This window comes from Haloferax sp. AB510, assembly GCF_024136985.1.
Lineage (GTDB): Archaea > Halobacteriota > Halobacteria > Halobacteriales > Haloferacaceae > Haloferax.
This window is the reverse complement of record NZ_JAMYJY010000033.1, coordinates 1-20,323: the sequence shown is the minus strand read 5'-3', so window position 1 is coordinate 20,323 and position 20,323 is coordinate 1. Positions and strand designations below refer to the sequence as shown.

At 64.5% G+C, this 20,323-nt stretch carries 27 protein-coding genes and 1 pseudogene; 16 read left to right on the top strand and 12 right to left on the bottom strand.

Features of this window, described 5'->3' with window-relative positions; all coding sequences use genetic code 11:
- Positions 1-6 precede the first annotated feature (6 nt).
- The 4 genes from NKF06_RS08550 to NKF06_RS08535 are packed head-to-tail and all read left to right on the top strand — an operon-like array spanning position 7 to position 1,224.
- Positions 7-357, top strand: a complete 351-nt coding sequence (locus tag NKF06_RS08550) for a hypothetical protein (protein WP_042663254.1) — start codon at positions 7-9, stop codon at positions 355-357.
- Complete coding sequence (locus tag NKF06_RS08545) at positions 354-653, top strand: hypothetical protein (RefSeq protein ID WP_253245142.1); 300 nt, start codon at positions 354-356, stop codon at positions 651-653. The genes NKF06_RS08550 and NKF06_RS08545 overlap by 4 nt, the downstream gene beginning before the upstream one ends.
- On the top strand, positions 650-877 hold the full coding sequence (locus NKF06_RS08540) for a hypothetical protein (protein WP_253245141.1): 228 nt from the start codon (positions 650-652) through the stop codon (positions 875-877). The genes NKF06_RS08545 and NKF06_RS08540 overlap by 4 nt, the downstream gene beginning before the upstream one ends.
- On the top strand, positions 874-1,224 hold the full coding sequence (locus tag NKF06_RS08535) for a hypothetical protein (protein WP_253245140.1): 351 nt from the start codon (positions 874-876) through the stop codon (positions 1,222-1,224). Before NKF06_RS08540 ends, NKF06_RS08535 begins: the two co-directional genes overlap by 4 nt.
- On the opposite strand, the gene NKF06_RS08530 is transcribed toward NKF06_RS08535, so the two are convergent.
- On the bottom strand, positions 1,221-1,577 hold the full coding sequence (locus tag NKF06_RS08530) for a hypothetical protein (RefSeq protein WP_049967708.1): 357 nt from the start codon (positions 1,575-1,577) through the stop codon (positions 1,221-1,223). The two genes, NKF06_RS08535 and NKF06_RS08530, sit on opposite strands and share 4 nt — an antisense overlap.
- A 119-nt stretch (positions 1,578-1,696) precedes the next feature.
- On the opposite strand from NKF06_RS08530, the gene NKF06_RS08525 reads away from it, so the two are divergent.
- Complete coding sequence (locus tag NKF06_RS08525; RefSeq protein ID WP_253245139.1) at positions 1,697-2,701, top strand: Cdc6/Cdc18 family protein; 1,005 nt, start codon at positions 1,697-1,699, stop codon at positions 2,699-2,701.
- A 2-nt stretch (positions 2,702-2,703) separates the two neighbouring features.
- Here NKF06_RS08525 and NKF06_RS08520 read toward each other — a convergent pair whose 3' ends face one another.
- Complete coding sequence (locus tag NKF06_RS08520; RefSeq protein ID WP_004062488.1) at positions 2,704-3,123, bottom strand: hypothetical protein; 420 nt, start codon at positions 3,121-3,123, stop codon at positions 2,704-2,706.
- 51 nt (positions 3,124-3,174) lie between these two features.
- Positions 3,175-3,513 carry a DUF6516 family protein gene (locus tag NKF06_RS08515; protein WP_253245138.1) on the bottom strand — a complete coding sequence of 113 codons (339 nt, stop codon included), beginning with the start codon at positions 3,511-3,513 and terminating at the stop codon, positions 3,175-3,177.
- Between the two features lie 250 nt (positions 3,514-3,763).
- On the opposite strand from NKF06_RS08515, the gene NKF06_RS08510 reads away from it, so the two are divergent.
- Positions 3,764-4,036, top strand: a complete 273-nt coding sequence (locus tag NKF06_RS08510) for a hypothetical protein (protein ID WP_253245137.1) — start codon at positions 3,764-3,766, stop codon at positions 4,034-4,036.
- Between the two features lie 8 nt (positions 4,037-4,044).
- Here the strand turns inward: NKF06_RS08510 and NKF06_RS08505 are convergent, their stop codons facing one another.
- Positions 4,045-4,293: a winged helix-turn-helix domain-containing protein gene (locus NKF06_RS08505; protein WP_253245136.1), complete on the bottom strand. Its 249-nt coding sequence runs from the start codon at positions 4,291-4,293 to the stop codon at positions 4,045-4,047.
- A gap of 430 nt (positions 4,294-4,723) precedes the next feature.
- On the opposite strand from NKF06_RS08505, the gene NKF06_RS08500 reads away from it, so the two are divergent.
- Genes NKF06_RS08500 through NKF06_RS08485 form a run of 4 tightly spaced genes read left to right on the top strand, consistent with a single transcriptional unit; the run spans position 4,724 to position 7,496 of the window.
- Positions 4,724-5,338: a DNA-binding protein gene (locus tag NKF06_RS08500; RefSeq protein WP_253245135.1), complete on the top strand. Its 615-nt coding sequence runs from the start codon at positions 4,724-4,726 to the stop codon at positions 5,336-5,338.
- A complete protein-coding gene (locus NKF06_RS08495) occupies positions 5,335-6,027 on the top strand; it encodes a hypothetical protein (protein ID WP_198526064.1) in 693 nt (230 codons plus the stop codon). The genes NKF06_RS08500 and NKF06_RS08495 overlap by 4 nt, the downstream gene beginning before the upstream one ends.
- Positions 6,024-6,341 carry a hypothetical protein gene (locus tag NKF06_RS08490; RefSeq protein WP_253245134.1) on the top strand — a complete coding sequence of 106 codons (318 nt, stop codon included), beginning with the start codon at positions 6,024-6,026 and terminating at the stop codon, positions 6,339-6,341. The genes NKF06_RS08495 and NKF06_RS08490 overlap by 4 nt, the downstream gene beginning before the upstream one ends.
- Before the next feature lie 42 nt (positions 6,342-6,383).
- Positions 6,384-7,496 (top strand): site-specific integrase, encoded by a 1,113-nt coding sequence (locus NKF06_RS08485; RefSeq protein ID WP_253245133.1) that lies wholly within the window; start codon positions 6,384-6,386, stop codon positions 7,494-7,496.
- 262 nt (positions 7,497-7,758) lie between these two features.
- On the opposite strand, the gene NKF06_RS08480 is transcribed toward NKF06_RS08485, so the two are convergent.
- Positions 7,759-8,028: a hypothetical protein gene (locus NKF06_RS08480; protein WP_004042445.1), complete on the bottom strand. Its 270-nt coding sequence runs from the start codon at positions 8,026-8,028 to the stop codon at positions 7,759-7,761.
- 330 nt (positions 8,029-8,358) lie between these two features.
- Positions 8,359-8,880, bottom strand: a complete 522-nt coding sequence (locus tag NKF06_RS08475) for an HPP family protein (protein WP_253245132.1) — start codon at positions 8,878-8,880, stop codon at positions 8,359-8,361.
- A gap of 136 nt (positions 8,881-9,016) precedes the next feature.
- On the opposite strand from NKF06_RS08475, the gene NKF06_RS08470 reads away from it, so the two are divergent.
- Positions 9,017-9,601, top strand: coding sequence for a GNAT family protein (locus tag NKF06_RS08470; protein ID WP_253245131.1), 585 nt, complete (start codon positions 9,017-9,019; stop codon positions 9,599-9,601).
- 1 nt (position 9,602) lies between these two features.
- On the opposite strand, the gene asd is transcribed toward NKF06_RS08470, so the two are convergent.
- Positions 9,603-10,637 carry an aspartate-semialdehyde dehydrogenase gene (gene asd, locus NKF06_RS08465; protein ID WP_042662103.1) on the bottom strand — a complete coding sequence of 345 codons (1,035 nt, stop codon included), beginning with the start codon at positions 10,635-10,637 and terminating at the stop codon, positions 9,603-9,605.
- Positions 10,638-10,834: 197 nt separating this feature from the next.
- Between asd and pccA the strand changes: the two genes are divergently transcribed.
- Together pccA and NKF06_RS08455 are read left to right on the top strand one after the other, a co-directional pair.
- The gene (gene pccA / locus NKF06_RS08460; protein ID WP_253245130.1) at positions 10,835-12,637 is read left to right on the top strand and encodes a propionyl-CoA carboxylase biotin carboxylase/biotin-carboxyl carrier subunit; all 1,803 of its coding nucleotides are present in this window, start codon (positions 10,835-10,837) and stop codon (positions 12,635-12,637) included.
- Between the two features lie 64 nt (positions 12,638-12,701).
- On the top strand, positions 12,702-13,760 hold the full coding sequence (locus NKF06_RS08455; protein WP_253245129.1) for a biotin--[acetyl-CoA-carboxylase] ligase: 1,059 nt from the start codon (positions 12,702-12,704) through the stop codon (positions 13,758-13,760).
- 46 nt (positions 13,761-13,806) lie between these two features.
- Here the strand turns inward: NKF06_RS08455 and NKF06_RS08450 are convergent, their stop codons facing one another.
- The 5 genes from NKF06_RS08450 to NKF06_RS08430 form a co-directional block, all read right to left on the bottom strand.
- On the bottom strand, positions 13,807-14,361 hold the full coding sequence (locus NKF06_RS08450; protein ID WP_058827584.1) for a universal stress protein: 555 nt from the start codon (positions 14,359-14,361) through the stop codon (positions 13,807-13,809).
- Positions 14,362-14,496: 135 nt separating this feature from the next.
- On the bottom strand, positions 14,497-15,510 hold the full coding sequence (locus NKF06_RS08445) for an amidohydrolase family protein (RefSeq protein WP_253245128.1): 1,014 nt from the start codon (positions 15,508-15,510) through the stop codon (positions 14,497-14,499).
- Between the two features lie 52 nt (positions 15,511-15,562).
- Entirely contained in the window at positions 15,563-16,786 is a 1,224-nt protein-coding gene (locus tag NKF06_RS08440; protein WP_253245127.1) for an HD domain-containing protein, read from the bottom strand.
- Positions 16,787-16,855: 69 nt separating this feature from the next.
- The gene (locus tag NKF06_RS08435) at positions 16,856-18,028 is read right to left on the bottom strand and encodes an HD domain-containing protein (protein WP_253245126.1); all 1,173 of its coding nucleotides are present in this window, start codon (positions 18,026-18,028) and stop codon (positions 16,856-16,858) included.
- 119 nt (positions 18,029-18,147) lie between these two features.
- On the bottom strand, positions 18,148-18,567 hold the full coding sequence (locus NKF06_RS08430) for a hypothetical protein (RefSeq protein WP_253245125.1): 420 nt from the start codon (positions 18,565-18,567) through the stop codon (positions 18,148-18,150).
- Between the two features lie 308 nt (positions 18,568-18,875).
- Here NKF06_RS08430 and NKF06_RS08425 point away from each other — a divergent pair, with 308 nt between their 5' ends.
- The 3 genes and pseudogenes from NKF06_RS08425 to NKF06_RS08415 all read left to right on the top strand — a co-directional run.
- Entirely contained in the window at positions 18,876-19,136 is a 261-nt protein-coding gene (locus tag NKF06_RS08425; protein ID WP_253245124.1) for a hypothetical protein, read from the top strand.
- Positions 19,137-19,238: 102 nt separating this feature from the next.
- Complete coding sequence (cofD, locus tag NKF06_RS08420; RefSeq protein WP_253245123.1) at positions 19,239-20,231, top strand: 2-phospho-L-lactate transferase; 993 nt, start codon at positions 19,239-19,241, stop codon at positions 20,229-20,231.
- Positions 20,231-20,323, top strand: a pseudogene (locus NKF06_RS08415) (dihydropyrimidine dehydrogenase); the annotation flags it as partial. The gene cofD and the pseudogene NKF06_RS08415, both read left to right, overlap by 1 nt.

Here is a 20,323-nt window from a genome sequence, read left to right as displayed (position 1 = left end):
GTCCCAATGCTGTTCGTCATCTGCTTCGCCGTCGCTGGCGGCCTCATGGCCGGGTCCGGTTTCAACGACGCCGTCGGAATCGACAAAGCGACTGGCCTCCAGGATGATGCCGACCAGCTATCCGAAGACGCATCGTCGTACCGTGCTGACCGCGGCGGCTCAGTTGAGTCCTACCTCGGGTTCACCACACAGGCGACTGGCGCAATCGTCGGAGCGCTGAAATGGAGCCTCATGCTTCCGCTCGCTCTCCAGAACGTCGGGTTCCCTGCGTGGTTCGCCGGTCCTATCGGCGTCCCGATTCAGTTCGTGAACTACATCGGCGTCTGGCAAATTATCCGGGGGATGCGTATCTCATGAGCGAACTTGACTGCTGGTTCCAGCAGGACGTCCACTCGTGTGTCGCTGATGGCCTTGGCAACGCCTTCGGCCCCGGTACTGAGAGCGTCCTCGCGATGTTCATCGTTGCGGGCGTCATCATCCCAATCTACGCCAAGACCGGCGACTACGTCCTGCCCGCGACACTCCTCGTCCTCATCTCGGGCTTCGCTGCGACGTTGCTTCCCGGTATCATCGCTTCCATCGCTTGGACGGTCATCTTCATGACGCTCGTCGTCTCGTTGTTCGCTGCACTCTTCCAGACGGTGGTACAATGAGCATCGCGAACCTCCGCGATGGATTCTCTCTTGGTGAGGACCTCGACGAGAAACAACTCGCCGCGCACGTCTTCATCATGGTCAACCTTCTCTGCAACGGGCTCATGACCGCGCCTATCGCCCTCAACGCACCTGGCGTCCTCACACGCGTCGGGATCTACTTCGCGCTGGGATTCAACGGCATGGTCCTCATCACGCTCTTCGCTCGCGAGGTGCCGCGATGAGCCGCCTCTCGAACCTGCTGACGCCATCGGTTCCCCTCCACGAACTCACTCACGCTGCCGCGGCCTACCCGTGGGCAGACATCGACATCTCTCTCGATGGTACTGACTCACGAGTGACAATGGACTGGGACGACGACGCGCCTGTCTGGGCGATTCGCGTCGCGCATCTCGCACCGACGCTTGTCGGTCTCGGTATCGCGATGCTCCTGGTCGTTGTCTTCGGCGTCCCGAGTGTCTTCGGTCTCGCCGGGCTCGCACTCCACGATCTCGGCCTGTTCGTGATACTCTTCGTCAACTGGGTCGTCTACGCCTTCCCGAGTTACGCCGATAGGCACCCGTTCGGTTAGCTTCCGCCAAGAATCCCGACTTTTCTGAGGACAGTGTCGATGACATTCGTGAGGTAGTCGAGTGCGAGAAAAGCGCCAGCAGCCAAAGAGCCACATACTGATGTCAGTAGTACGAAGACACCGACCCTGCTGGTGATGTCTGAAAAGAGGATGGAATTGACAATCGCGGACCACTGTGGACCAACCATCGGAAACGCTTTTGAAACAAAGCCGACAGAGATGGCCGCGACGATTCCTATTGCAACAATAGCGCTGAATGCGAGCCAGTAGAGGATGAGTACTGACACGACGAGACCCGCTATTTCGTCGACGAGCGGAAGGTCGTGGAACCGATGATTCAGCCCCTTTCTCATATCAATATCACTGAGTGAAGACTTGATAATCGTTCTGCCGTCTGACGACTTTCAGCTGTGTCTTTACTTTCACTCTGCTTGGCGACTATTCAAAACACTGTCTCACGAATGATACCGGCATGATACGCGATGCACGGGCACTCCGGGACAGTTTCGTCCCGGCTGACCTGGAACATCGAAACGCCGAAATCGGGCATCTCTCGTCGTTACTGAAGCCAATCGAAGGTGGTGAGGCCGGGTCGGACATCCTCATCACCGGGCCCTCCGGTGCAGGGAAGACGACGCTTGCTCGGTTCGTTGCGAACGAACTCGAACGTGCGACACTCGATGTCCGAACTGCCTACGTCAACTGTCTCTCTAATTCGACGAACGCCGCCGTTCTCCACACGCTCATGCGCGACGCCGGCCTCGGGCTTGATTTCGACCGTGCGTCGACACCGGTTCATGAATATCTTGCTCGCATTGAAGATCGGAACGAGCAGTTCGTCATCGTCCTCGACGAGGTCGACGTCCTCGAAGACCCGTCGCTCATCGCGATGCTCTACGACATCGACAACGTCACCACGATGATGGTCTGTGTCTCCGAAGACGCGTTTCTCTCTACGCTCGACATGCGCGTCGAGTCACGCGTTCGCGCCGCGGCGTCGGTCGTCCTCGAGAAGTACCGTGACGACGAACTCGCGGATATCATCCGCGCCCGCGCCGACCACGGTCTCGTTCCCGGCGCTGTCGACGAGGCGACAATCAAGCATATCGCAGATCGCGCAGCTGGCGACGCGCGGCTCGCGATCACCAAACTTCGGCGGGCGGCCCAGCTCGCAGACCTCCAAGAACTCAACGCGCTCAGCCCGGGGCTCGTCGATGACGTCGCTGATGGTGCCGCGGGAGAAGTCCACGAGCGGAACGTCGAACGCCTCTCGACGCACAAGCGACTCCTCTACGATATCGTCAAGCGCTACGGTGAGGTCTCGTCTACGGACCTCCACGCAGCGTACGAAGAGCACATCCCCGCGCCGAAATCGAAGGCGACCCGTCGCCGCTATCTAGGTGCGCTCGAACGGTACCGACTCATCGAACAAGAGGGGGCGACGCGGGGGACTCGATATCGACTCGTTGAGCCGTAGTCTCACGACGCTGCTGCGGCTGTGTCGTTGTTCTCCATGTCGAATGGAAGGTTAATGACTAACTCATCAAACCAGACGACTGGTCGCTTACTCTGACCCTCTTGCTCGAAGAAGATGACACCCAATCGAGCGAGACGGTTGAGTTCTTCGTGGACGTTCTTCACGTCACGGTTGACTACGCGGGCCGTCTCGTTGATGCTGGATGGTTCTTCCCGACGGATAGCTTTGATGAGGTCAAGCGTTCGCGGGGTTAGCGTAGCCATCAGGTCATCATAGCTTGTGAATGAAATCGTCGGTGTGGAGTCTACAGAGTCGCCATCTGCGAGAGCGGTGAGACTCTCGGTAACGTCCTCTTCGAACTCTCGGTCCGATTTTACTGTAACGACGAGTGTCGATTCGGCTTCGAGTAGTTCGCGTTCCATCGGGTGCAGCGGTGGCACAGTATCTGACATTGGGACCTCCCTCGGATGGCCTCACTTGAGTTCAAACTCCGATTTCGGTATCTCGCTCCAGAACCGCTTCCAGAGTTCGACGATGCCGGGGAACTCAATGATATCTGGGTCAGGGTTCGGCGCGACGTGGAGTTCGTGGCCTTTTGTGTCTTCGTGTGAGTTATCGTACCGACGAATCGTTCCATCCTTGAGAGTGTGTTCAGAGTCTGGTTGTATCGCACCGTAGTGGAGCTTGTAGGCCCACCCAGATGGGTATGCATCATCTGAGGTTCGCATGCAGAACACACGAACCACAGTTCCGTCGGGGTATTTCTCCCCTCTGCTCACACCATCAAGGTCGTCGTCGGTCAGCGAGGCCATCCTCAACCATTGGTACGTAGACCAATGGCATAACTCTACCCATTGGCTGGGTGCCAATAGAGGTGGGAACGAGTGATTCGTTCATCAAGCTAATCGCAAGACGTGAGCGTGGTTCGCTCATTCGCTCATTTTCACTCATTCGAGAGAAGAGAACCGAGAGTGTCCAAAAACCAGAGAGTAGAACGTCGAATTTCGATGATTCGCTCACCACCCTGCAAACCGTTTATATCCAATTCCCATCGGCTCGGGTATGTCGACGACGATTGGTAGTGGACCGAACGGAACCAGCCGAAACCTTCGGCTGCTGAGTGGCGTCGAAGTTCGAATCGAAATCACCTCGGACGCGGATTACGCGGCCCGCCTCGACGTTCATCACGAAGGTCAGCGCTGGGTCTACGGTATCGATTCGAATCAGCGTGCGACGTTCATCGATGCATTCGACCGAAAAGGTCGGAGTGACGACCCTGACGAACCGGACTGGATGCGCGAGGTTTTCGTGCAGCTGGAGGTCGATTGGGAGTGACGACCCAATCAGATTTCAGGTGGTTCGAACTCCTCGTTCAGATACGCTATTCCTTGGTCAGTTATACGATAGTACCCACCCTGCTCGCGGACAAGTTCGACCAAATCCGCATCCTCAAGCATTGGGAGACGTCGCTTCACGGTCGAATACGAGATGTCGATTCCGCTCAATTCGAAATTGACCATGATCGCTTTCTTACTGAGTGCCAGACGTCCCTGAGCCAGAAGCTCAAGGATTTTGTCGTCATTTCCGGTCATCCATCTGGCACGGCGTCGCATTCAACTGAACAGTCTCCAAGTGCTCACATAACAGCATTGGACTTGTCATGGTCCAGACTATTATTAGTTCTTTCTGAACAAATATTTGGTCAATCTTTATATGTGAGAGGGGTCATGTGGGAAGTGACGACTCTCTCCGGATGCTACTCGTTCGGGCAAAAGCCCGGACCCCTGTTGGAGCAGGAGCCCGGTAGAAGGTCGTCACCCAAGATGACGACCAAATCAGCACTCTCGCGGGTGCGAAATAAGTCCCGCGACACGACTAGTGCAACGTCTTCGAACTGCCCAGCGTGTGCCACGCCCATCGAGGGCTTCGCCGCAAGTGGGCCCGCCAGTCGTACGGTCGAACCGTGCGGTTGTACCCTACCGAACGTCCGCGCGAGCGATATTGCGCGGGAGGACTAACATCATGAGTTACAACAATCTCGACACGCTCCTCGCGTTCCTTCGTGAGGACCTCGAACCCGGACAGGACCGCATCTACTACGCGAAGAACATCTCGAATAGAACTGACATCGATGGGAAAGAGGTCGGCTACTGGTTTTCGCGTGCTGTCGGTCTGTACCCGCAGTGGGACTCTGTGGAGTTCGATGGCCTCGAAGTCGAACGCTACCGTCCTGAGACGAAGGCGACGCGATGGCGAGTGACTCGCCTTGAGGAGGATGTAAGACTCGTCGCAGATGGTGGCGTTCGGTGGCTCGATCTGACCGGCTTCCAGCAGCAACTCGTCAAGGCGGTCATCGAGTTCGAGAACGAGCAGGGCGAGTCTCCGTACGGCGTCCAGATGAAGCGGGCGCTGAGTGAGCGGTACGGTCACGAAGTCACCAACGCTCAGGTCTACCCGAATATCGATGACCTCGTTGAGATGAACGTGTTTGAGCGGGAACCGCTGGACCGGCGGACGAACGCGGTTCAGTCGACTCCGCTAGCACGCCAGATGCTCGCTGGAGAGGCCGAGCACATGGCTCACGTTGCTGGTCTCGATCTCACTGAGGCTGTTGCTGATGGTGGTGAGGAACGGTGAGTGAGACGCCAACCGACTGCTGGGAGTCGCCTATCCCCGAAGCACAGGCGGCCGCTGGCGCTGACGAAGTGCGCGTCTCGCTCGACATGGAGTCGACCACTTCGAATGGCGGGATGACCGCGGATATCTCCGATCGGGTGAACCGGCTCTACGTCGAGTCGACGACCGACCGGGTCATCTTCGAAGTCTGTGAAGAGTTCGACACGGTGCGCGCCTCGACGACGATGACGCCGGACCAAGCTGAAGCGATTGGTGTCGGCCTGATAACGGCCGCAGCACGTGCATCTCGCGGACGTGAGGGCGTCGTGATCAAGAAGTACAACCTCGTCGGGGTCAACCGCGGCGACGGCATCGAGACTGATGGGGGCGAGAAGCCGCTCGCGAACCTCTCGGACGCCGAACTCGGTCAACGTGTTCGTCAGACTGCCGCGTTCCGTCTCGCGGTCGCGTGCGCTGAGTTCGATGATGCTGTTTCGGAGATCCGTGAGAACGACCAGCTCGCGTGGAAGCGTCTTATCGACGACACGCTCAACGCTCAGGGGTCGAACGTCAAGAAGCGAGACACGGTTGAGGAAATCGTCGATGCGTTCCTCGATCAAATCGGTGAGTACGCGGAACTCGGCCGGTCTCCTGCTGACGCGACGCAGCGCGCTTCGGATGAACTGGTCGATTCGGAGGCCGAGAGATGACGCCTGCGATCACGTCGCTCCAGGCCGCTCTGGACGGTGCGAACCACGAGCGGAGTCGAGAGCTTATCCGGGAAGCGCTCCAGTACGAGGAGATCCACATCAATGAGTGGCTCCAGTCGGTCAGCGGCCTCGAAGGCGTCCAGCAGATCGAGTGTGACCGCGACGGCTCCGAAGTCGTCTGGTTCGATTCGGATGCACACTTCGCTATCGAAGCGACGCTCGAACTCGCGCAGAACTTCGGCTGGTCGATTAAATCGGTGAGCTTCGATGGCCGCTCGGTCACCTTCGAGAGACCGGAGGTCGGTCTCGAATGACTGCTGTCTCGGTCACATCGTTCATCGCGCGAGGTGGTCGCTGTGAGTGATCTCGAACCACTCTCGCCTGATGATGCGATGGAAATGTGGCTCACTCGACAGCGGTCGGAGAAAGCCGACCAGACGGTTCAGAGCTACTACTACCGAGTCAATCAGTTCATTGAATGGTGCGATGAGAACGGCGTCGATAATCTCAATACGCTCACGACACGCGATATCTTCAAATTCGACACTGAGTTGCGGGAACGCGACTTGTCTCAGTCGACGCTGAAGAATCGATTCGGGACGCTGAAGCTGTTTCTGTCTTTCTGCGAGGACCTGAACGCCGTTGAGGAGGGTCTGGTCAAAGCCATCGAGATCCCGAGTTTGCTGAAGGACGAGCGGGTGAATAAAGAGAAACTCGCGTCGGGTCGAGCTGAAGGGATTCTCGACAACCTCGCCAAGTATCGATTTGCATCCCGGGAGCACGCGATGTTCGCCCTTGCTTGGCACACGACTGTCCGTGTTGGTGCCCTGCGAGCGCTTGATGTCGGAGACTGCTACCTCGATGACGACGATCTGGACCGTCTTCGACACTACCCCGAGGTTGGTGAAGAGGAGTTCGAGGAGATCGTTGAGACTGTGGATACGCCGTTCGTCTATTTCCGGCATCGGGAGCAGACGCCTCTGAAGAACAAGTTCGAGGGTCAGCGTCCTGTTGCTATTTCGGATGAAGTTGCTGAGGTTTTGGACGCGTTCATCCGGGTGAATCGGGTTCCCGTGACTGATGACTATGATCGAGCCCCTCTCTTCTCAACTGAGAAGGGAGAAAATCGGATGAGTCGGGGTGCGATTCGACGCGTTTTCAATATCATCACCCAACCTTGCCGTTTCGACGAACCGTGTCCGCATGGTCGTGACGTTCAGACTTGCGAGGCTCGAAAACACGGACTTGAGCAGCGGTGCCCTTCTGCCCGCTCACCACATCGGGTTCGGACGGGGGCGATCACACACCACCGTGATGAGGGGTGGCCGCCTGAGGTGCTGTCGGAACGCGCGAACGCGACTCCTGAAGTCATCCGGCAGCACTACGACCATCCTGATTTGCTCAAGCGGATGCAGTCACGTCGGGCGTTCCTCGGAGAGGATTCTGAAGAGGAGGACGAGGATGAATGAGATTTCTACGCGTAGAACTTGGATTCTTCACCTCAGCGGTCCCATACCACCTTTTTACTTCGTTGACTGTCGCTCGGAGAGCGACAGTCTCCTCGCAAAAATCTGGACCAAAAACGTCCCACGAGGGCTCGCTTCGCTCGCCTCGCGGTGCAGTAGCCAAACGGCGGCTGACAAAAATCTCGTGGTGACTCCGAGCGTGACACGGTGTGACTTTCCGTCACACCCAGCAACAACCACCAAAAAATCGGCCGAGAACCGCTACTCAGGTCGAGACGGCATCGCAGGTCCAGCCGGGGTCGCTCCCCGTCCGCCGGATGAGGTCCGCGCGGCACGCCGGACAGTAGTCGGGGACCGTCGTTTCGCCCCGCGGGACATAGACGCCACCGCCGCATTCCACGCACGCATCGGCGACGACTGTGGTGCAGTCCGCACACAGGTTGAAGTCGTCAACCGTGAGGTCGCGCAGCACTTCGAGCTTTTTGTCCAGGATGTACTCGTCGATAACCGCCTGACAGCTGTGGCACGGCTTCATAGCGATACAGCGTGTCAATTGAGACCATGGCACATATACCTGTCGTCGTCGGTGTCTCTTGTCGGAGAATATCAGTCGGGCCGGAGGCTCACCGATGCCGGATATGCCACGTTTGCACGCGAGCGGCGCTAGCTCGGCCGGTGCGAACGTGTTTCACAGAAATCATAAATAACTCGGTGACGAGTTAGTATTTGCTGCTGTCAGAGGCACATCAGGGCGACAAGCGAAATCACCCGCCCTCTACCCACCATTCATTCTCTCTCGGCTATCGATTCGAGCCGACGGGACGGAGAATCGACTGTCCGAGCGACTACCGGGGCGGACCGGACCTCAACTCCGCGTTCCCGTGTCGGGGAGACGATCTCCGTACATCTCAGCGAGCAGCGCCTCCGTCGCCCGGTGGGCCCCCACGAGAACGACTACACTCGCGACGATAGTCGCGATCGACTGGGGCGTCGAAAGCAGTCCGAGCGAGACGATGAGCGTCGTCGCACAGGCCGGCGGGTGGACCGCGTCGAGTTCGACCATTCCCCAGCCCGTCGCGGCGACCGAGACCGCCCCGCTCGTGACGAGTCGCAGCGTGTCCGTCGACGCGGCCGAGAGCGACGGGCCCAGCGTCACGCCGGGGGCGACGAGCGCGTAGGCCGCGAAGCCGACGACGGCACCGACGGCGTGGCCGCCGACGATGCGAGACGGGCGGGAGTGCCCGCCCCGACGGCGGAACGCGAGGACGAACGCCGTGGGTCCGAGGCTCGGAAAGACGAACGGCTCGCCGGTCGCCCACGCGACGCCGCCGAGTGCGGCGACGAGCAGGCCGGCGGAGAGCCCCGTTTCGAGACCGCGTCGAGACATGTGACACGCTCTGTCGACGCGGCGTGAAAACGGTGTCTAACTCTGACCGAATCGAACCGGTACCGTGGGACTCGTCGACAGATACCGCGTGCTCCGCACGCCCACGTTGAAGTGCGGCCGCGACGACGGACGGGGTATGTCCGGAGCCGCGTTTCTCGAAGGCGACCGCGTCGAACTCAGAACCGTCGAGTCGGAGCACGTCGAGTTCCTCCACGAGACGGTCAATGACCCGCGGGTTCGACGGGGAATCGCCGCCGCCGACCCCGTGACGCGCGCGGCAGAGCGCGAGTGGGCCGAGTCGCGCGGCGACGGCGACGACATCAGTTTCGTCGTCTCGGTCGGCGGCGACCCGGTCGGGACTATCGGCCTCAAGCCGCCGAACGTCGTCACCGGGGCGGCCGAGGTCGGCTATCTCGTCGCGCCCGACCACTGGGGCAACGGCTACGCGACGGACGCGCTGCGGACGCTCTGCGGCTACGCCTTCGGCGAGCGTCGGCTCAACAAACTGTACGCGAACGCCTACGAGACGAACCCGGCGTCGACCCGCGTGCTGGAGAAAGCCGGCTTCGAACGCGAGGGCGTCCACCGAGAACAGGGGTTCGTCGACGGGGAACACGTCGACGTGCTTCGATACGGTCGGCTCGCCGACGAGTGGCGAGACGAAGAGAACGCCCGTGGCGCCGAAAGCGAGGTCGGAGGCGACGCCGACGGGTGGATATAGCCTAAATCCAGCCCTCTTGGGCGAGGAGTTCGCCGTTGAGGACCGACGCGCCGGCCGCGCCGCGAATCGTGTTGTGCGCGAGGCAGTTGTACTTCACGCCGTGCTCGGTGGCCTGGATGCCGCCGGCGGAGATCTGCATGCCGTCGCCGCGCTCGCGGTCGAGACGGGGCTGCGGGCGGAAGTTGTCCTCGAAGACGTGGATGAGCTGTTCGGGTGCGCTCGGGAGGTCGACGCCGGGGTACTCGCGCATCGCGGCCGCGACGTCCTCGGGGGAGGCGTCGTCGGCGAGGTCGGCGAAGACGCTCTCGAGGTGGCCGTCGAGCGTCGGGATGCGGTTACACGAGGCGTTGACCTCCGCGCCGTGGAGCGCGACTTCCGCGCCGTCGAACGAGCCCAGAAGCTTGCGGGACTCCGTCTCCATCTTCTCTTCTTCGCCGCCGATGTGCGGGATGGCGTTATCGATGATTTCCATCGAGGTAACGCCGTCGTAGCCCGCGCCGGAGACGGCCTGCAGGGTCGTGACGTCGACGCGTTCGAGGCCGAACTGGTCGAGCGCGGCGAGCGTCGGGACCATCGTGATGGTCGAGCAGTTCGGGTTCTTCACGAGCGCGCCGTCCCAGCCGCGCTCGTCGCGCTGGACCTCGATGAGGTCGAGGTGCTCCGGATTAATCTCCGGAATCGTGAGCGGCACGTCGGGTGCCATGCGGTCATTCGAGGAGTTCGAGGAGACGACGTAGCCCGCCTCGAGGAACTCGGGTTCGACCTCGGCGGCGACCGACGACGGAAGCGACGAAAACAGGAGGTCGATGTCGTCGGGCACGTCCGCGGGGTCGGTGCTGCCGACTTCCATCGCGGCCACGTCGTCCGGGATGGGGGTGTTGACGCGCCACTTCGCGGCCTCGTCGTATCGCTTGCCCGCGCTCGACTCGCTCGCGGTCAGCGCCGCGAGTTCGAACGTCGGGTGGTCTTCGAGGAGCTGGATGAATCGCTGTCCGACTGCGCCGGTTGCACCGAGGATGCCGACTCGTACTGCCATTACCCGTGTCGTAGTGTGGCACACGCATAAGGCCGTTTGGATTTGAACCAGTATTCGCGGCGTATAGTGCCAGAGAAGTGTAAGCTCGGCCGTTCTATCACGGTCGAACACGTAAATCGTTGTCTGTCGAATCGGCCACCGACGTGCGTTGGTAAAATCGATAGAATAACGTGCGGTTCCCTGAAAGACTACCGCAAATGTTCAGCAAGGTTCTCGTCGCCAACCGAGGCGAGATCGCGGTGCGCGTCATGCGCGCCTGCGAGGAGCTCGGAGTCCGAACCGTCGCCGTCTACAGCGAGGCGGACAAACACGGCGGGCACGTGCGGTACGCCGACGAGGCGTACAACATCGGTCCCGCCCGTGCGGCCGATTCCTACCTCGACCACGAGTCGGTCATCGAGGCCGCGCGGAAGGCCGACGCCGACGCTATCCACCCCGGCTACGGCTTCCTCGCGGAGAACGCCGCGTTCGCCCGGAAGGTCGAGGAGTCCGAGTTCAAGTGGGTCGGCCCGTCGGCCGACGCCATGGAGCGCCTCGGCGAGAAGACGAAGGCCCGCGCGCTCATGCAGGACGCCGACGTACCGGTCGTCCCCGGCACGACCGAACCCGCCGACTCCGCCGACGACGTGAAGGCCGTCGCCGACGAGTTCGGCTACCCGGTCGCCATCAAGGCCGAGGGCGGCGGCGGCGGCCGCGGCTTGAAGGTCGTCCACTCCGAGGACGAGGTCGACGAGCAGTTCGAGACGGCAAAGCGCGAGGGCGAGGCGTACTTCGACAACGCCTCGGTCTACGTCGAGAAGTACCTCGAAGCGCCGCGCCACATCGAGGTGCAGATTCTCGCCGACGAGCACGGCAACGTCCGCCATCTCGGCGAGCGCGACTGCTCGCTCCAGCGCCGTCACCAGAAGGTCATCGAGGAGGCCCCGTCGCCGGCGCTGTCCGACGACCTCCGCGAGCGCATCGGTGAGGCCGCCCGCCGCGGCGTCCGCGCCGCCGACTACACCAACGCCGGCACCGTGGAGTTCCTCGTCGAGGACGGCGAGTTCTACTTCATGGAGGTCAACACGCGCATCCAGGTCGAACACACCGTCACCGAGGAAGTGACGGGCCTCGACGTGGTGAAGTGGCAACTGCGCGTCGCCGCCGGCGAGGAACTCGACTTCTCGCAGGACGATGTGGAAATCGAGGGCCACTCGATGGAGTTCCGCATCAACGCGGAGGCTCCCGAAAAGGAGTTCGCGCCCGCGACGGGCACGCTCGCGACCTACGACCCGCCGGGTGGCATCGGCGTCCGCATGGACGACGCCGTCCGCCAGGGCGACGAAATCGGCGGCGACTACGACTCGATGATAGCCAAACTCATCGTCACCGCCTCGGACCGCGAGGAGGTCCTCGCCCGTGCCGAGCGCGCGCTCGCCGAGTTCGACATCGAGGGGCTCCGCACGGTCATCCCGTTCCACCGCCTCATGCTCACCGACGAGGCGTTCCGCGAAGGGAGCCACACGACGAAGTACCTCGACGAGGTGCTCGACCGCGACCGCATCCAGGCCGCCGTCGAGCGCTGGTCGCCCGAGGCCGTCGCCGACGATGACGACGACGACGAGGTCACGGAACGCACCTTCACCGTCGAGGTCAACGGCAAGCGCTTCGAGGTCAGCCTCGAAGAGCGCGGCGCGCCCGCCATCCCGGTCGGGAACGCGTCCGCGGGCAAATCTAACTCCGCCGGCCCGCGCAAGCGCCGCGACGACGGCGGAAACGACGACTCCCAACAGATTATCGAGGGCGACGGCGAGTCCGTCACCGCCGAGATGCAGGGGACCATCCTCTCTGTCGAAGTCGAGGAGGGCGACGAGGTCGAACCCGGCGACACCGTCTGCATCCTCGAAGCCATGAAGATGGAAAACGACGTGGTCGCCGAGCGCGGCGGCACCGTCTCGCAGGTCCTCGTCTCCGAGGGCGACAGCGTCGACATGGGCGACGTGCTGCTCGTCCTCGAATAGTCCTGCGGCCCGAAGCGACGCTCGAACCGCGAACCTCTTTTCCCGTGCGCTGGTACCGACCTCCATGAGCGACACGCGACGCGCCCTCCTGGACGCACTCGCCGAGGGCCCCGTCTCCGGGCCCGACCTCGCCGACCGACTGGGCGTCTCCCGCGCCGCGGTCTGGAAGCACGTCGAGTCACTCCGCGACGAGGGGTTCGGCGTCGAGAGCGCCGGCGACGGCTACGTCGTCACCGACGTACCGGAGTACGGCGGCCCGGCAATCGAGTACGGTCTCGACGCCGACTACGACGTGGAGTTCCACGAGACGCTCGACTCCTCGAACGACCGCGCCCGCGCCCTCGCCGCCGAGGGCGCGAGCGACGTGGTCATCGTCGCCCGCCAGCAGACCGCCAGTCGAGGCAGGAAAAATCGGGAATGGTCCGCGCCCGACGGCGGCGTCTGGATGAGCCTGCTCGTCCGCCCGGACGAACCGCCGGCGTACGTCCCGCTGTACACGCTGGCGATGGCCGTCGCCGTCTGCGACGCGGCGCGCGAGGCCGGGGTGGACGCGAGCATCAAGTGGCCGAACGACGTTATCGTGAGCGAAGCGAACGATAACTCGTCGGGCGCGTCAGCGTCCGACGGTGTCTCCGCGAGCGAAGCGAGCGGAGGTTCACCGGCTCACGCCGGTGGCAGTTCGAGTGACTCCGACACGCCCGCGGACCGCGGCTACCGGAAGCTCTGCGGCATCCTCACCGAGATGGAAGGCGAGGCCGACCGGGTCTCGTGGCTCGTCATCGGCCCCGGAATCAACGTCAACCTCGACCCCGCGGCCCTCCCCGAGGGCGCGACGAGCGTCGCCGCCGAGGCTGACCCCGTCGAGCGCCGCGTGTTCGTCCAGCGGGTACTCGAACGATTCGACGAACTGCGCGGCGACCTCGACGCGGTCCTCCCCGCGTGGCGCGAGCGGGCGGACACGCTCAGCAGACGGGTCCGCGTCCACACCGCAAGCGGCGTCATCGAGGGGGACGCAATCGACGTCGAACACCCCGGCACGCTCGTCGTCCGAACCGACGAGGGCGAAAAACGAGTCCACGCCGGCGACTGCGAACACCTGCGCCCGGCCGACGGCGGGCGCTGAGACCGCGATCGAACCCGCACCAGCGTTCGGCTAGTTCACTAGTCCGCTATTCCCCGCCGTCCGCCGTCGCCGTCGAGTCGGCGGCCGCGTCGGCCTCAGCGGGCGGCTCGGGCGCGGCATCGTCCGGTACTCCGACGGCGAACTCGTCCGCGTCGTCGCCGCCGCCCTCGATGCGGACGGTCAGGACGGGGACTTTCGACGCCCGAACGACCTTTTCCGCGACCGACCCGAGGAGGAGGCGGTCGATACCGCCGCGGCCGTGAGTCCCCATCACGATGAGGTCGCACCCGCCCCGCTCGGCGAACTCGACGATTTCCCGGCTCGGCGTCCCTTCGAGGACGTGCGTCTCGACGGGGACGCCCTGCGACTCGGCCGCGCGCTCGACTTGGTCGAGCGCCGACTCGGCGTCGGCCCGCAGCATGTCGTCGAGCCCCTCCCACGACGATTCCATCGGGAGCCCCGCGAAGCTCCCCGCGTTCACCACGTACACCCCGTGGAGTTCCGCATCGTGGACGGCCGCTAAGGCCGCCGCATGGACTGCGACGCGCTCGGAACCGGCGGAGCCGTCGATGGGAACGATGATTCGGTCGTACAACACCATGACACTTGATAACATTTTCTCGGGGTCGGTAATAACCCTTTGCTACGGGAGGAGTACTGCGAGAATAGGTCAGCGTCCGTAAGCGTTCTGCGGCCCGTTGGGAGCGAATTCTGGAGGAGAGGGCGTCGCCCGCTCTCAGAGATACACGTCTTTCACGTCCGCCTGCCCGGCGCGGCGGACGACGGCGCGGACCACGTTCTCGACGCCCGCGAGGTTGTCCGTGTCGCCGTCGAGGACGAGTAGTTTGGCGTCGCGGCCCTCCTTGACGAGGCCGTAGTTCAGCCCGGCGATGTCGGCCCCGTTGACGGTCGCCATGCGGAGGACCTCGGCGGCGGAAACGTCCGCAAGCTTGGAGGTGAACTCCATCTCGCGGAACATCGAGGGGCTGTTGAGCATCACGTTGTCCGTGCCGAGCGCGACGGTGGTGCGGTCGACCAGTTCGCGAATGGGCGCGACGCCCGCGTCGGTGACGAGGTTCGACCGCGGGCAGATGACGATGGGTATCTCGCTGTCCTCGACGCGTTCGAGGTGGAGCGCCTCGGGGTGGACCATGTGGACGAGGAAGTCCGGTTCGAGGTCCAACGCGGCGTTGATGTCGTGGGCGTCGCGCTCGCCCGCGTGGATGCCGAACAGTTTTCCGGCGGCCTCGGTCGCGTTCCGGAGCGCGCCGAACTCTCCGTCCCGCGCGCCCGACGCGCCGAAGCCATCGGCGATTTCCATCGCGTCCGCCGTCTCGCGTCCGAAGACGACCGCCTCGATGTCGCGCCCGTCGAGCGCCTGCCGGATGACGTCGACGCCCTCGACGCCGCCCTCGCGGAACTCCAGACACGCGGCCGTGCCGCCGGCCTCCATCATCCGGAGCGACCGGTGCATCGCGGCGGCTTTCTCCTCGGTGCTGGCCGCGCGGAGGAGCCGGTGTTTCAGCCCGTCCGGCGGCGCGACGAGGTCGTCGAGCGACAGCCCCTCGCCGGCCTCCTTGGCGATGGAGTCGCCGAGGTGGGTGTGGGCGTTGACGAACGCCGGGAGGATGATATCCGTCGAATCGGTCGCCGTCTCCTCGATTGCGGTTATCGTGCCGTCCTCGACGACGACCCGCCCCTCGACCGGGTCGAAGTCGCGGCCGCGGAGTATCGTACCCTCGAGTTGCATCGCTCTCGAATGCGTCTCGGCGGTGCTTGAACCTCCCGTCTCGGGACAGCGGCTACTCGAACTCGTCGAGCGTCGCGTTGAGGCCGCTTCTGACCTCGGCGACGAGCGCGCCGTCCACGTCGAGGCCGAGCACGTCGGCGGCCGCACGGCCGACCCGCTCTGTCTCCTCGCGCGGGGCGTAGACGCCGAGTCGCCACTGCTGTTCCTGTGCGGTCCGGAGCGCCTGCACGAGTGGTGACTCGCGCTCCAACTGCCGAATCTCGCCGTTGACCATCACCCGCGACGACGACTCGGTCATCGACGGGCGCGAGGGAACGTCGAGGATGACCGACTCGGGCGACACGTCGGCGGCGTCGGCGATGTCCCGCTCGAACGCCGCGAGCGCGTCGTGTTCGGCGTCGATAATCGAGTCGGGGACGTTCGGCAACTCCGCCCAGACGGCACGCTTGTAGAGGTCGCGGGTGGCCAGCCGCTCGGCGAAGGCGCTCGTCGAGTCGGTGAGTTTGAGCGCGACGAGCAGGTCGGGGTCGTCCATTCGACGGAGTTCCTCGGCATCGATATCGGGCTCGTCGAGCAGTCGCTCCGACGCGCGCCGGAGCATCGCCTTCGAGATGCGTGCGACGTGGTGCTGGTAGACTGTCGGGTTCATGAGCGCGCGGGCGAGCAGGAGCGATTCGGCGGTCTGGACGTTCCCCTCCGCGAGGACCAGCTCGCCGTCGACGAACGTCAGTTCCCGAATCAGGCGCTCGTGGTCGATGGTGCCGTAGGGGACGCCGGTGTGGTGGGCGTCGCGGACGAGGTAGTCCATCCGGTCTACGTCCAACTCCCCGGAGACGAGTTGGCCGAACTCGCCGTCCCCCTCGACCAAGGCGGCCACGCGCTCGGGGTCTAACCCTTCGGCCTCCAGCGTCTCGCCGACGGTTCCGCGGGCGACGAGTCCCTCCACGTCGTCGTGGTACTTGCCGGTGTGACGGTGGGTCACGTCCTCGATATTGTGGCTATAGGGACCGTGGCCCACGTCGTGGAGGAGCGCCGCGGCCTCGACGTGAGCGGCGGCGTCGCCTTCGATGCCGAGATGCGAGAGGGCGCGAGAGGCGAGGTGGTAGACGCCGAGGCTGTGTTCGAACCGCGTGTGGTTCGCCGAAGGGTAGACCAGTTGGACGGTTCCCAACTGCTTGATGCGCCGGAGTCGCTGCATCTCCGGCGTATCGAGGAGGGCTTCGGCCGCGCCCTCGACCTCGATGTGGTCGTGGACGCTGTCCTTGATGGTCGTCATTGTGGGTGAATCGGCCGCCATCGGTGAAAAAGGGTCGGACGGTGGTGTGTCTCCGGCGCTCCCCGCGACTCAGACCGGGGTCGTCACGCGCACCGGAAGCCCGAGCACGTCCACGGCGGCCGCGGCCACCTCGTCGCGGACGGCCTCGGGCGCGTAGACGCCGAGTCGCCACTGCGTCCGCTCGGCCGACCGGAGTGCGCCAACGAGTTCGGAGGCGTCTTCGAGCCGTCGGACGACGCCGTTGACGACGACGCGCGACCGCGACTCCTTGATTCGCGGCCGCGACGGCGCGTCCACGATGACTGACTCGGCTGACACGTCGGCGGCGCCGGCGATGTCCCGCTCGGCCGCCCGCGTCGCCTCGGGGTCGAGTTCGACCACGTCGGTCGGCACGGCGTCGATAGGGGCCCAGACGGCCCGCTTGTAGAGGTCGCGGCGCTCGATTCGGCGGCCGAGGTCGGGCACGCGCTCGCCGAGGGCGACGAGCAGGTCGTGGTCGGCCATCCGGACGAACTCCTCGATTGGCACGCCGTCGTCGACGAGGCGCTCAGAGGCGCGTTCGAGCATCGCGCCCGCGATGCGGGAGACGTGGTGACGGTAGACGGTCGCGTTCATCAGCGCCCGGGCGAGAAGCAGAGATTCGGCGGTCTGGACGTTCCCCTCGGCCAACACGAGTTCGCCGTCCCGATACCGGAGTTCGCGGACGAGGCGGCCGTGGTCGATAGTACCGTAGGGGACGCCGGTGTGGTGGGCGTCGCGGACGAGGTAGTCCATCCGGTCCACGTCCAACTCGCCCGAAACTAACTGCCCGAGGCCGCCTGCACCGTCGACCATGTCGGCGACGCGGTCGGGGTCGAGCCCGTGGTCGGTCAGGACTTCGCCGACCTCGGTCCCGTCGAGTAAGTGGTGAATCTCGTCGTGGTCGCAGCCGGTGCGCCGGCGGATGAGGTCCTCGGTCTGGTGGCCGTAGGGTCCGTGGCCGATATCGTGGAGGAGCGCGGCGGCGCGAACGTGGGCGGCGCGGTCGCCGTCGACGCCGAGATGCGAGAGGGCGCGGGAGGCGAGGTGGTAGACGCCGAGGCTGTGTTCGAACCGCGTGTGGCTCGCGGAGGGGTAGACGAGCCGGACCGTCGAGAGCTGTTTGATGTGTCGAAGCCGCTGGAAGGCGGGCGTATCGACGAGTTCGGCGGCCACGGGGTCGAGCGAGATGTAGTCGTGGACGCTGTCCTTGACGGCAGTCATAACGGGTGTTGCACGAGAGGAGTCAAATAGCCGAGCATTCGGGTCGTCGCGGGTCGAGGTGGCCGCCCGTGCGGCCCGTGCAGTCCGTACGGCCCGTACGACCGCCCGCGCCGCCCGCCTCACCGGTCGGGGAACTGCCCGACGACCTGTTCCGCGGTCGCGTCGGCGACGACGCCGACGAGGTGGTCACGGTAGGCCGGCCGACTGACGACGCCGGTCCCGGCGCTCTCGACCGACGCTTCGACCGACCCGGCGAGGTCGGGACCGTCGGTCGAGTCGAAGACGAGTGGGCCGCCCGAGAGCGCCGCATCGACGTGTCTCTCGTGACCGCCCGCGTCGAACGCCGCGCGCCACGTCACCGACCCGGAGGGGGCGACCGGATTCCAGCGCGAGTCCCACTCGTCAACGACGACCACGACCGGGCCCTCGGCGTCCCCCTCGCGGGCGTCGGCCGGTTCGAGGGTCACGCCCCGTTCCGCGAACGACGCGACGAGGGCCGCCGTCAGGTCGTCGCGGACGGCCTCGGGCGCGTCGACCACGAGGACACCCTCGGTAATCGGCGGGAGCGAATCGAGGTTCGACCCGCCCGACGCGGCGGTCGCGGAGGCCGTCGTCCTCGTAGCTCGCCGCCTCGAAATCGAGCGCGAGCAGGCCGCCGGAGACGGCCACGACGACGAGCACGAGTGCGACCACGACCGCGGTTCGAGGGGACAAGTCCATGGGGCATATTCGTCTCGCGGCGGCGATAGCCGTTCTGTGACGCGTGTTGTCGGTGGTCCGTCAGTCTAACGGCGGCGTGATTCGACCGCCCACAAACCGTTTCACTCGGGGACGAGGATGCAGGGACATGACCCTCCGCTCGGCCCTCGGAAACGCCGTCGGCTACGCCCTTCTCGGTCTCGCGTGCCTGTTCGTGGTCTTCGCGGGCTACTGGGCCGCCATGAGCGCCCTGAACGGCGTGACCGCCGGGCGCGTGATGTTCGTCATGTCCGGCCTCGGGGCGGCGCTGATAACCGGCTTCTCGGGCTATTTCGTCAGGAAGGCGGTCGCCGGACAGGTGATGCCCTCGGAGTTCGACGTGTCGGTGGCCTATCGCGGTGGTCGCTGAGGAGGACTTCGTCAGTCTGCGCGACTCATCGACATCCACCGGCGACCGGCCGGCGTCTCCGGTGAAGGAACTTTCAAACGGACACTCGTCCTACGGCGCACCATGGTTACCTTCCTCGCCGGGGGTACGGGCACCCCCAAACTCCTCGACGGGGCCGCCGGGGTGTTCGACTCCGCCGAGATGACCGTCGTCGCCAACACCGGCGACGACGTGGAACTCGGCGGCCACCTCGTCTGTCCCGACGTGGACACCGTCCTCTTCGCCGGCGGCGGCGTCCTCGACACCGACCGCTGGTGGGGAATCGCCGACGACACCACCGCGACCGACGACGAACTCCACCGCCTCGCCGACGCGGCCGGCCTCGAATCCGGCCCGCGCTATCTCCCCGAGTCGGCCCAGACCGCCGGCCGCGACATCGCCCGCTGGCGGCGCTTCTCCGGCGTCGCGGAGTTCATGGAAATCGGCGACCGCGACCGCGCGGTCCACATCACCCGCACCTCGTTGCTCGACGAGGGGAACTCGCTCACCGAAGTCACTCGGACCCTCGCCGACGCCTTCGACCTCGACGTGTCGCTCCTCCCGATGAGCGACGACCCCGTGGCGACCCTGATCCACACCGACGAAGGGACGATGCATTTCCAGGAGTACTGGGTCCACCGCCGCGCCGACCCCGCCGTCCGCGACGTGGAGTTCCGCGGCGCTGACGACACCGCCATCACCGACGAAGTCGCCGACGCACTCGCAGAACCGGTCGTCGTCGGCCCCTCGAACCCCGTCACGAGCATCGGCCCGATGCTCGCCGTCGACGGCTTCGCGGACGCCCTCGCCGACACGCCGGTCGTCGCCGTCTCGCCGTTCGTGGAGGACACCGTGTTCTCCGGCCCCGCCGCGGACCTCATGGCGGGCGTCGGCTACGACCCCTCGACCGCGGGCGTCGCCGAGGCCTACCCCTTCGCCGACGCGTTCGTCCTCGACACGAACGACGGCACCGACCTCGACCGCCCGGTCGTCAGAACTGACACCCGAATCGACGGCCCGGAAGACGCCGAGCGCGTCGCCCGCGCCGTTTCCGAGGCGCTCGCGGAGGTGTCGTGATGTTCGCCCCGCGGGTCGCCGTTGCGAGCCTCAGCGGCGAGTCCGACGCCGCGTGGGCGGACGCCGCGGCACCCCACGTCGGCGCGGCGTTC

Excerpts from the sequence above, each read along its gene's own strand:
- NKF06_RS08510 (WP_253245137.1), top strand. The coding sequence starts at position 3,764 with ATGTCGACGACGATTGGTAGTGGACCGAACGGAACCAGCCGAAACCTT.
- NKF06_RS08480 (WP_004042445.1), bottom strand. The coding sequence starts at position 8,028 with ATGAAGCCGTGCCACAGCTGTCAGGCGGTTATCGACGAGTACATCCTG.
- NKF06_RS08535 (WP_253245140.1), top strand. The coding sequence starts at position 874 with ATGAGCCGCCTCTCGAACCTGCTGACGCCATCGGTTCCCCTCCACGAA.
- NKF06_RS08515 (WP_253245138.1), bottom strand. The coding sequence starts at position 3,513 with ATGGCCTCGCTGACCGACGACGACCTTGATGGTGTGAGCAGAGGGGAG.
- NKF06_RS08470 (WP_253245131.1), top strand. The coding sequence starts at position 9,017 with ATGTCCGGAGCCGCGTTTCTCGAAGGCGACCGCGTCGAACTCAGAACC.
- NKF06_RS08445 (WP_253245128.1), bottom strand. The coding sequence starts at position 15,510 with ATGCAACTCGAGGGTACGATACTCCGCGGCCGCGACTTCGACCCGGTC.
- NKF06_RS08550 (WP_042663254.1), top strand. The coding sequence starts at position 7 with ATGCTGTTCGTCATCTGCTTCGCCGTCGCTGGCGGCCTCATGGCCGGG.
- asd (WP_042662103.1), bottom strand. The coding sequence starts at position 10,637 with ATGGCAGTACGAGTCGGCATCCTCGGTGCAACCGGCGCAGTCGGACAG.
- NKF06_RS08440 (WP_253245127.1), bottom strand. The coding sequence starts at position 16,786 with ATGACGACCATCAAGGACAGCGTCCACGACCACATCGAGGTCGAGGGC.
- NKF06_RS08435 (WP_253245126.1), bottom strand. The coding sequence starts at position 18,028 with ATGACTGCCGTCAAGGACAGCGTCCACGACTACATCTCGCTCGACCCC.
- NKF06_RS08540 (WP_253245141.1), top strand. The coding sequence starts at position 650 with ATGAGCATCGCGAACCTCCGCGATGGATTCTCTCTTGGTGAGGACCTC.
- NKF06_RS08530 (WP_049967708.1), bottom strand. The coding sequence starts at position 1,577 with ATGAGAAAGGGGCTGAATCATCGGTTCCACGACCTTCCGCTCGTCGAC.
- NKF06_RS08490 (WP_253245134.1), top strand. The coding sequence starts at position 6,024 with ATGACGCCTGCGATCACGTCGCTCCAGGCCGCTCTGGACGGTGCGAAC.
- NKF06_RS08525 (WP_253245139.1), top strand. The coding sequence starts at position 1,697 with ATGATACGCGATGCACGGGCACTCCGGGACAGTTTCGTCCCGGCTGAC.
- NKF06_RS08500 (WP_253245135.1), top strand. The coding sequence starts at position 4,724 with ATGAGTTACAACAATCTCGACACGCTCCTCGCGTTCCTTCGTGAGGAC.
- NKF06_RS08425 (WP_253245124.1), top strand. The coding sequence starts at position 18,876 with ATGACCCTCCGCTCGGCCCTCGGAAACGCCGTCGGCTACGCCCTTCTC.
- cofD (WP_253245123.1), top strand. The coding sequence starts at position 19,239 with ATGGTTACCTTCCTCGCCGGGGGTACGGGCACCCCCAAACTCCTCGAC.
- NKF06_RS08475 (WP_253245132.1), bottom strand. The coding sequence starts at position 8,880 with ATGTCTCGACGCGGTCTCGAAACGGGGCTCTCCGCCGGCCTGCTCGTC.
- NKF06_RS08505 (WP_253245136.1), bottom strand. The coding sequence starts at position 4,293 with ATGACCGGAAATGACGACAAAATCCTTGAGCTTCTGGCTCAGGGACGT.
- NKF06_RS08455 (WP_253245129.1), top strand. The coding sequence starts at position 12,702 with ATGAGCGACACGCGACGCGCCCTCCTGGACGCACTCGCCGAGGGCCCC.
- pccA (WP_253245130.1), top strand. The coding sequence starts at position 10,835 with ATGTTCAGCAAGGTTCTCGTCGCCAACCGAGGCGAGATCGCGGTGCGC.
- NKF06_RS08545 (WP_253245142.1), top strand. The coding sequence starts at position 354 with ATGAGCGAACTTGACTGCTGGTTCCAGCAGGACGTCCACTCGTGTGTC.
- NKF06_RS08450 (WP_058827584.1), bottom strand. The coding sequence starts at position 14,361 with ATGGTGTTGTACGACCGAATCATCGTTCCCATCGACGGCTCCGCCGGT.
- NKF06_RS08520 (WP_004062488.1), bottom strand. The coding sequence starts at position 3,123 with ATGGAACGCGAACTACTCGAAGCCGAATCGACACTCGTCGTTACAGTA.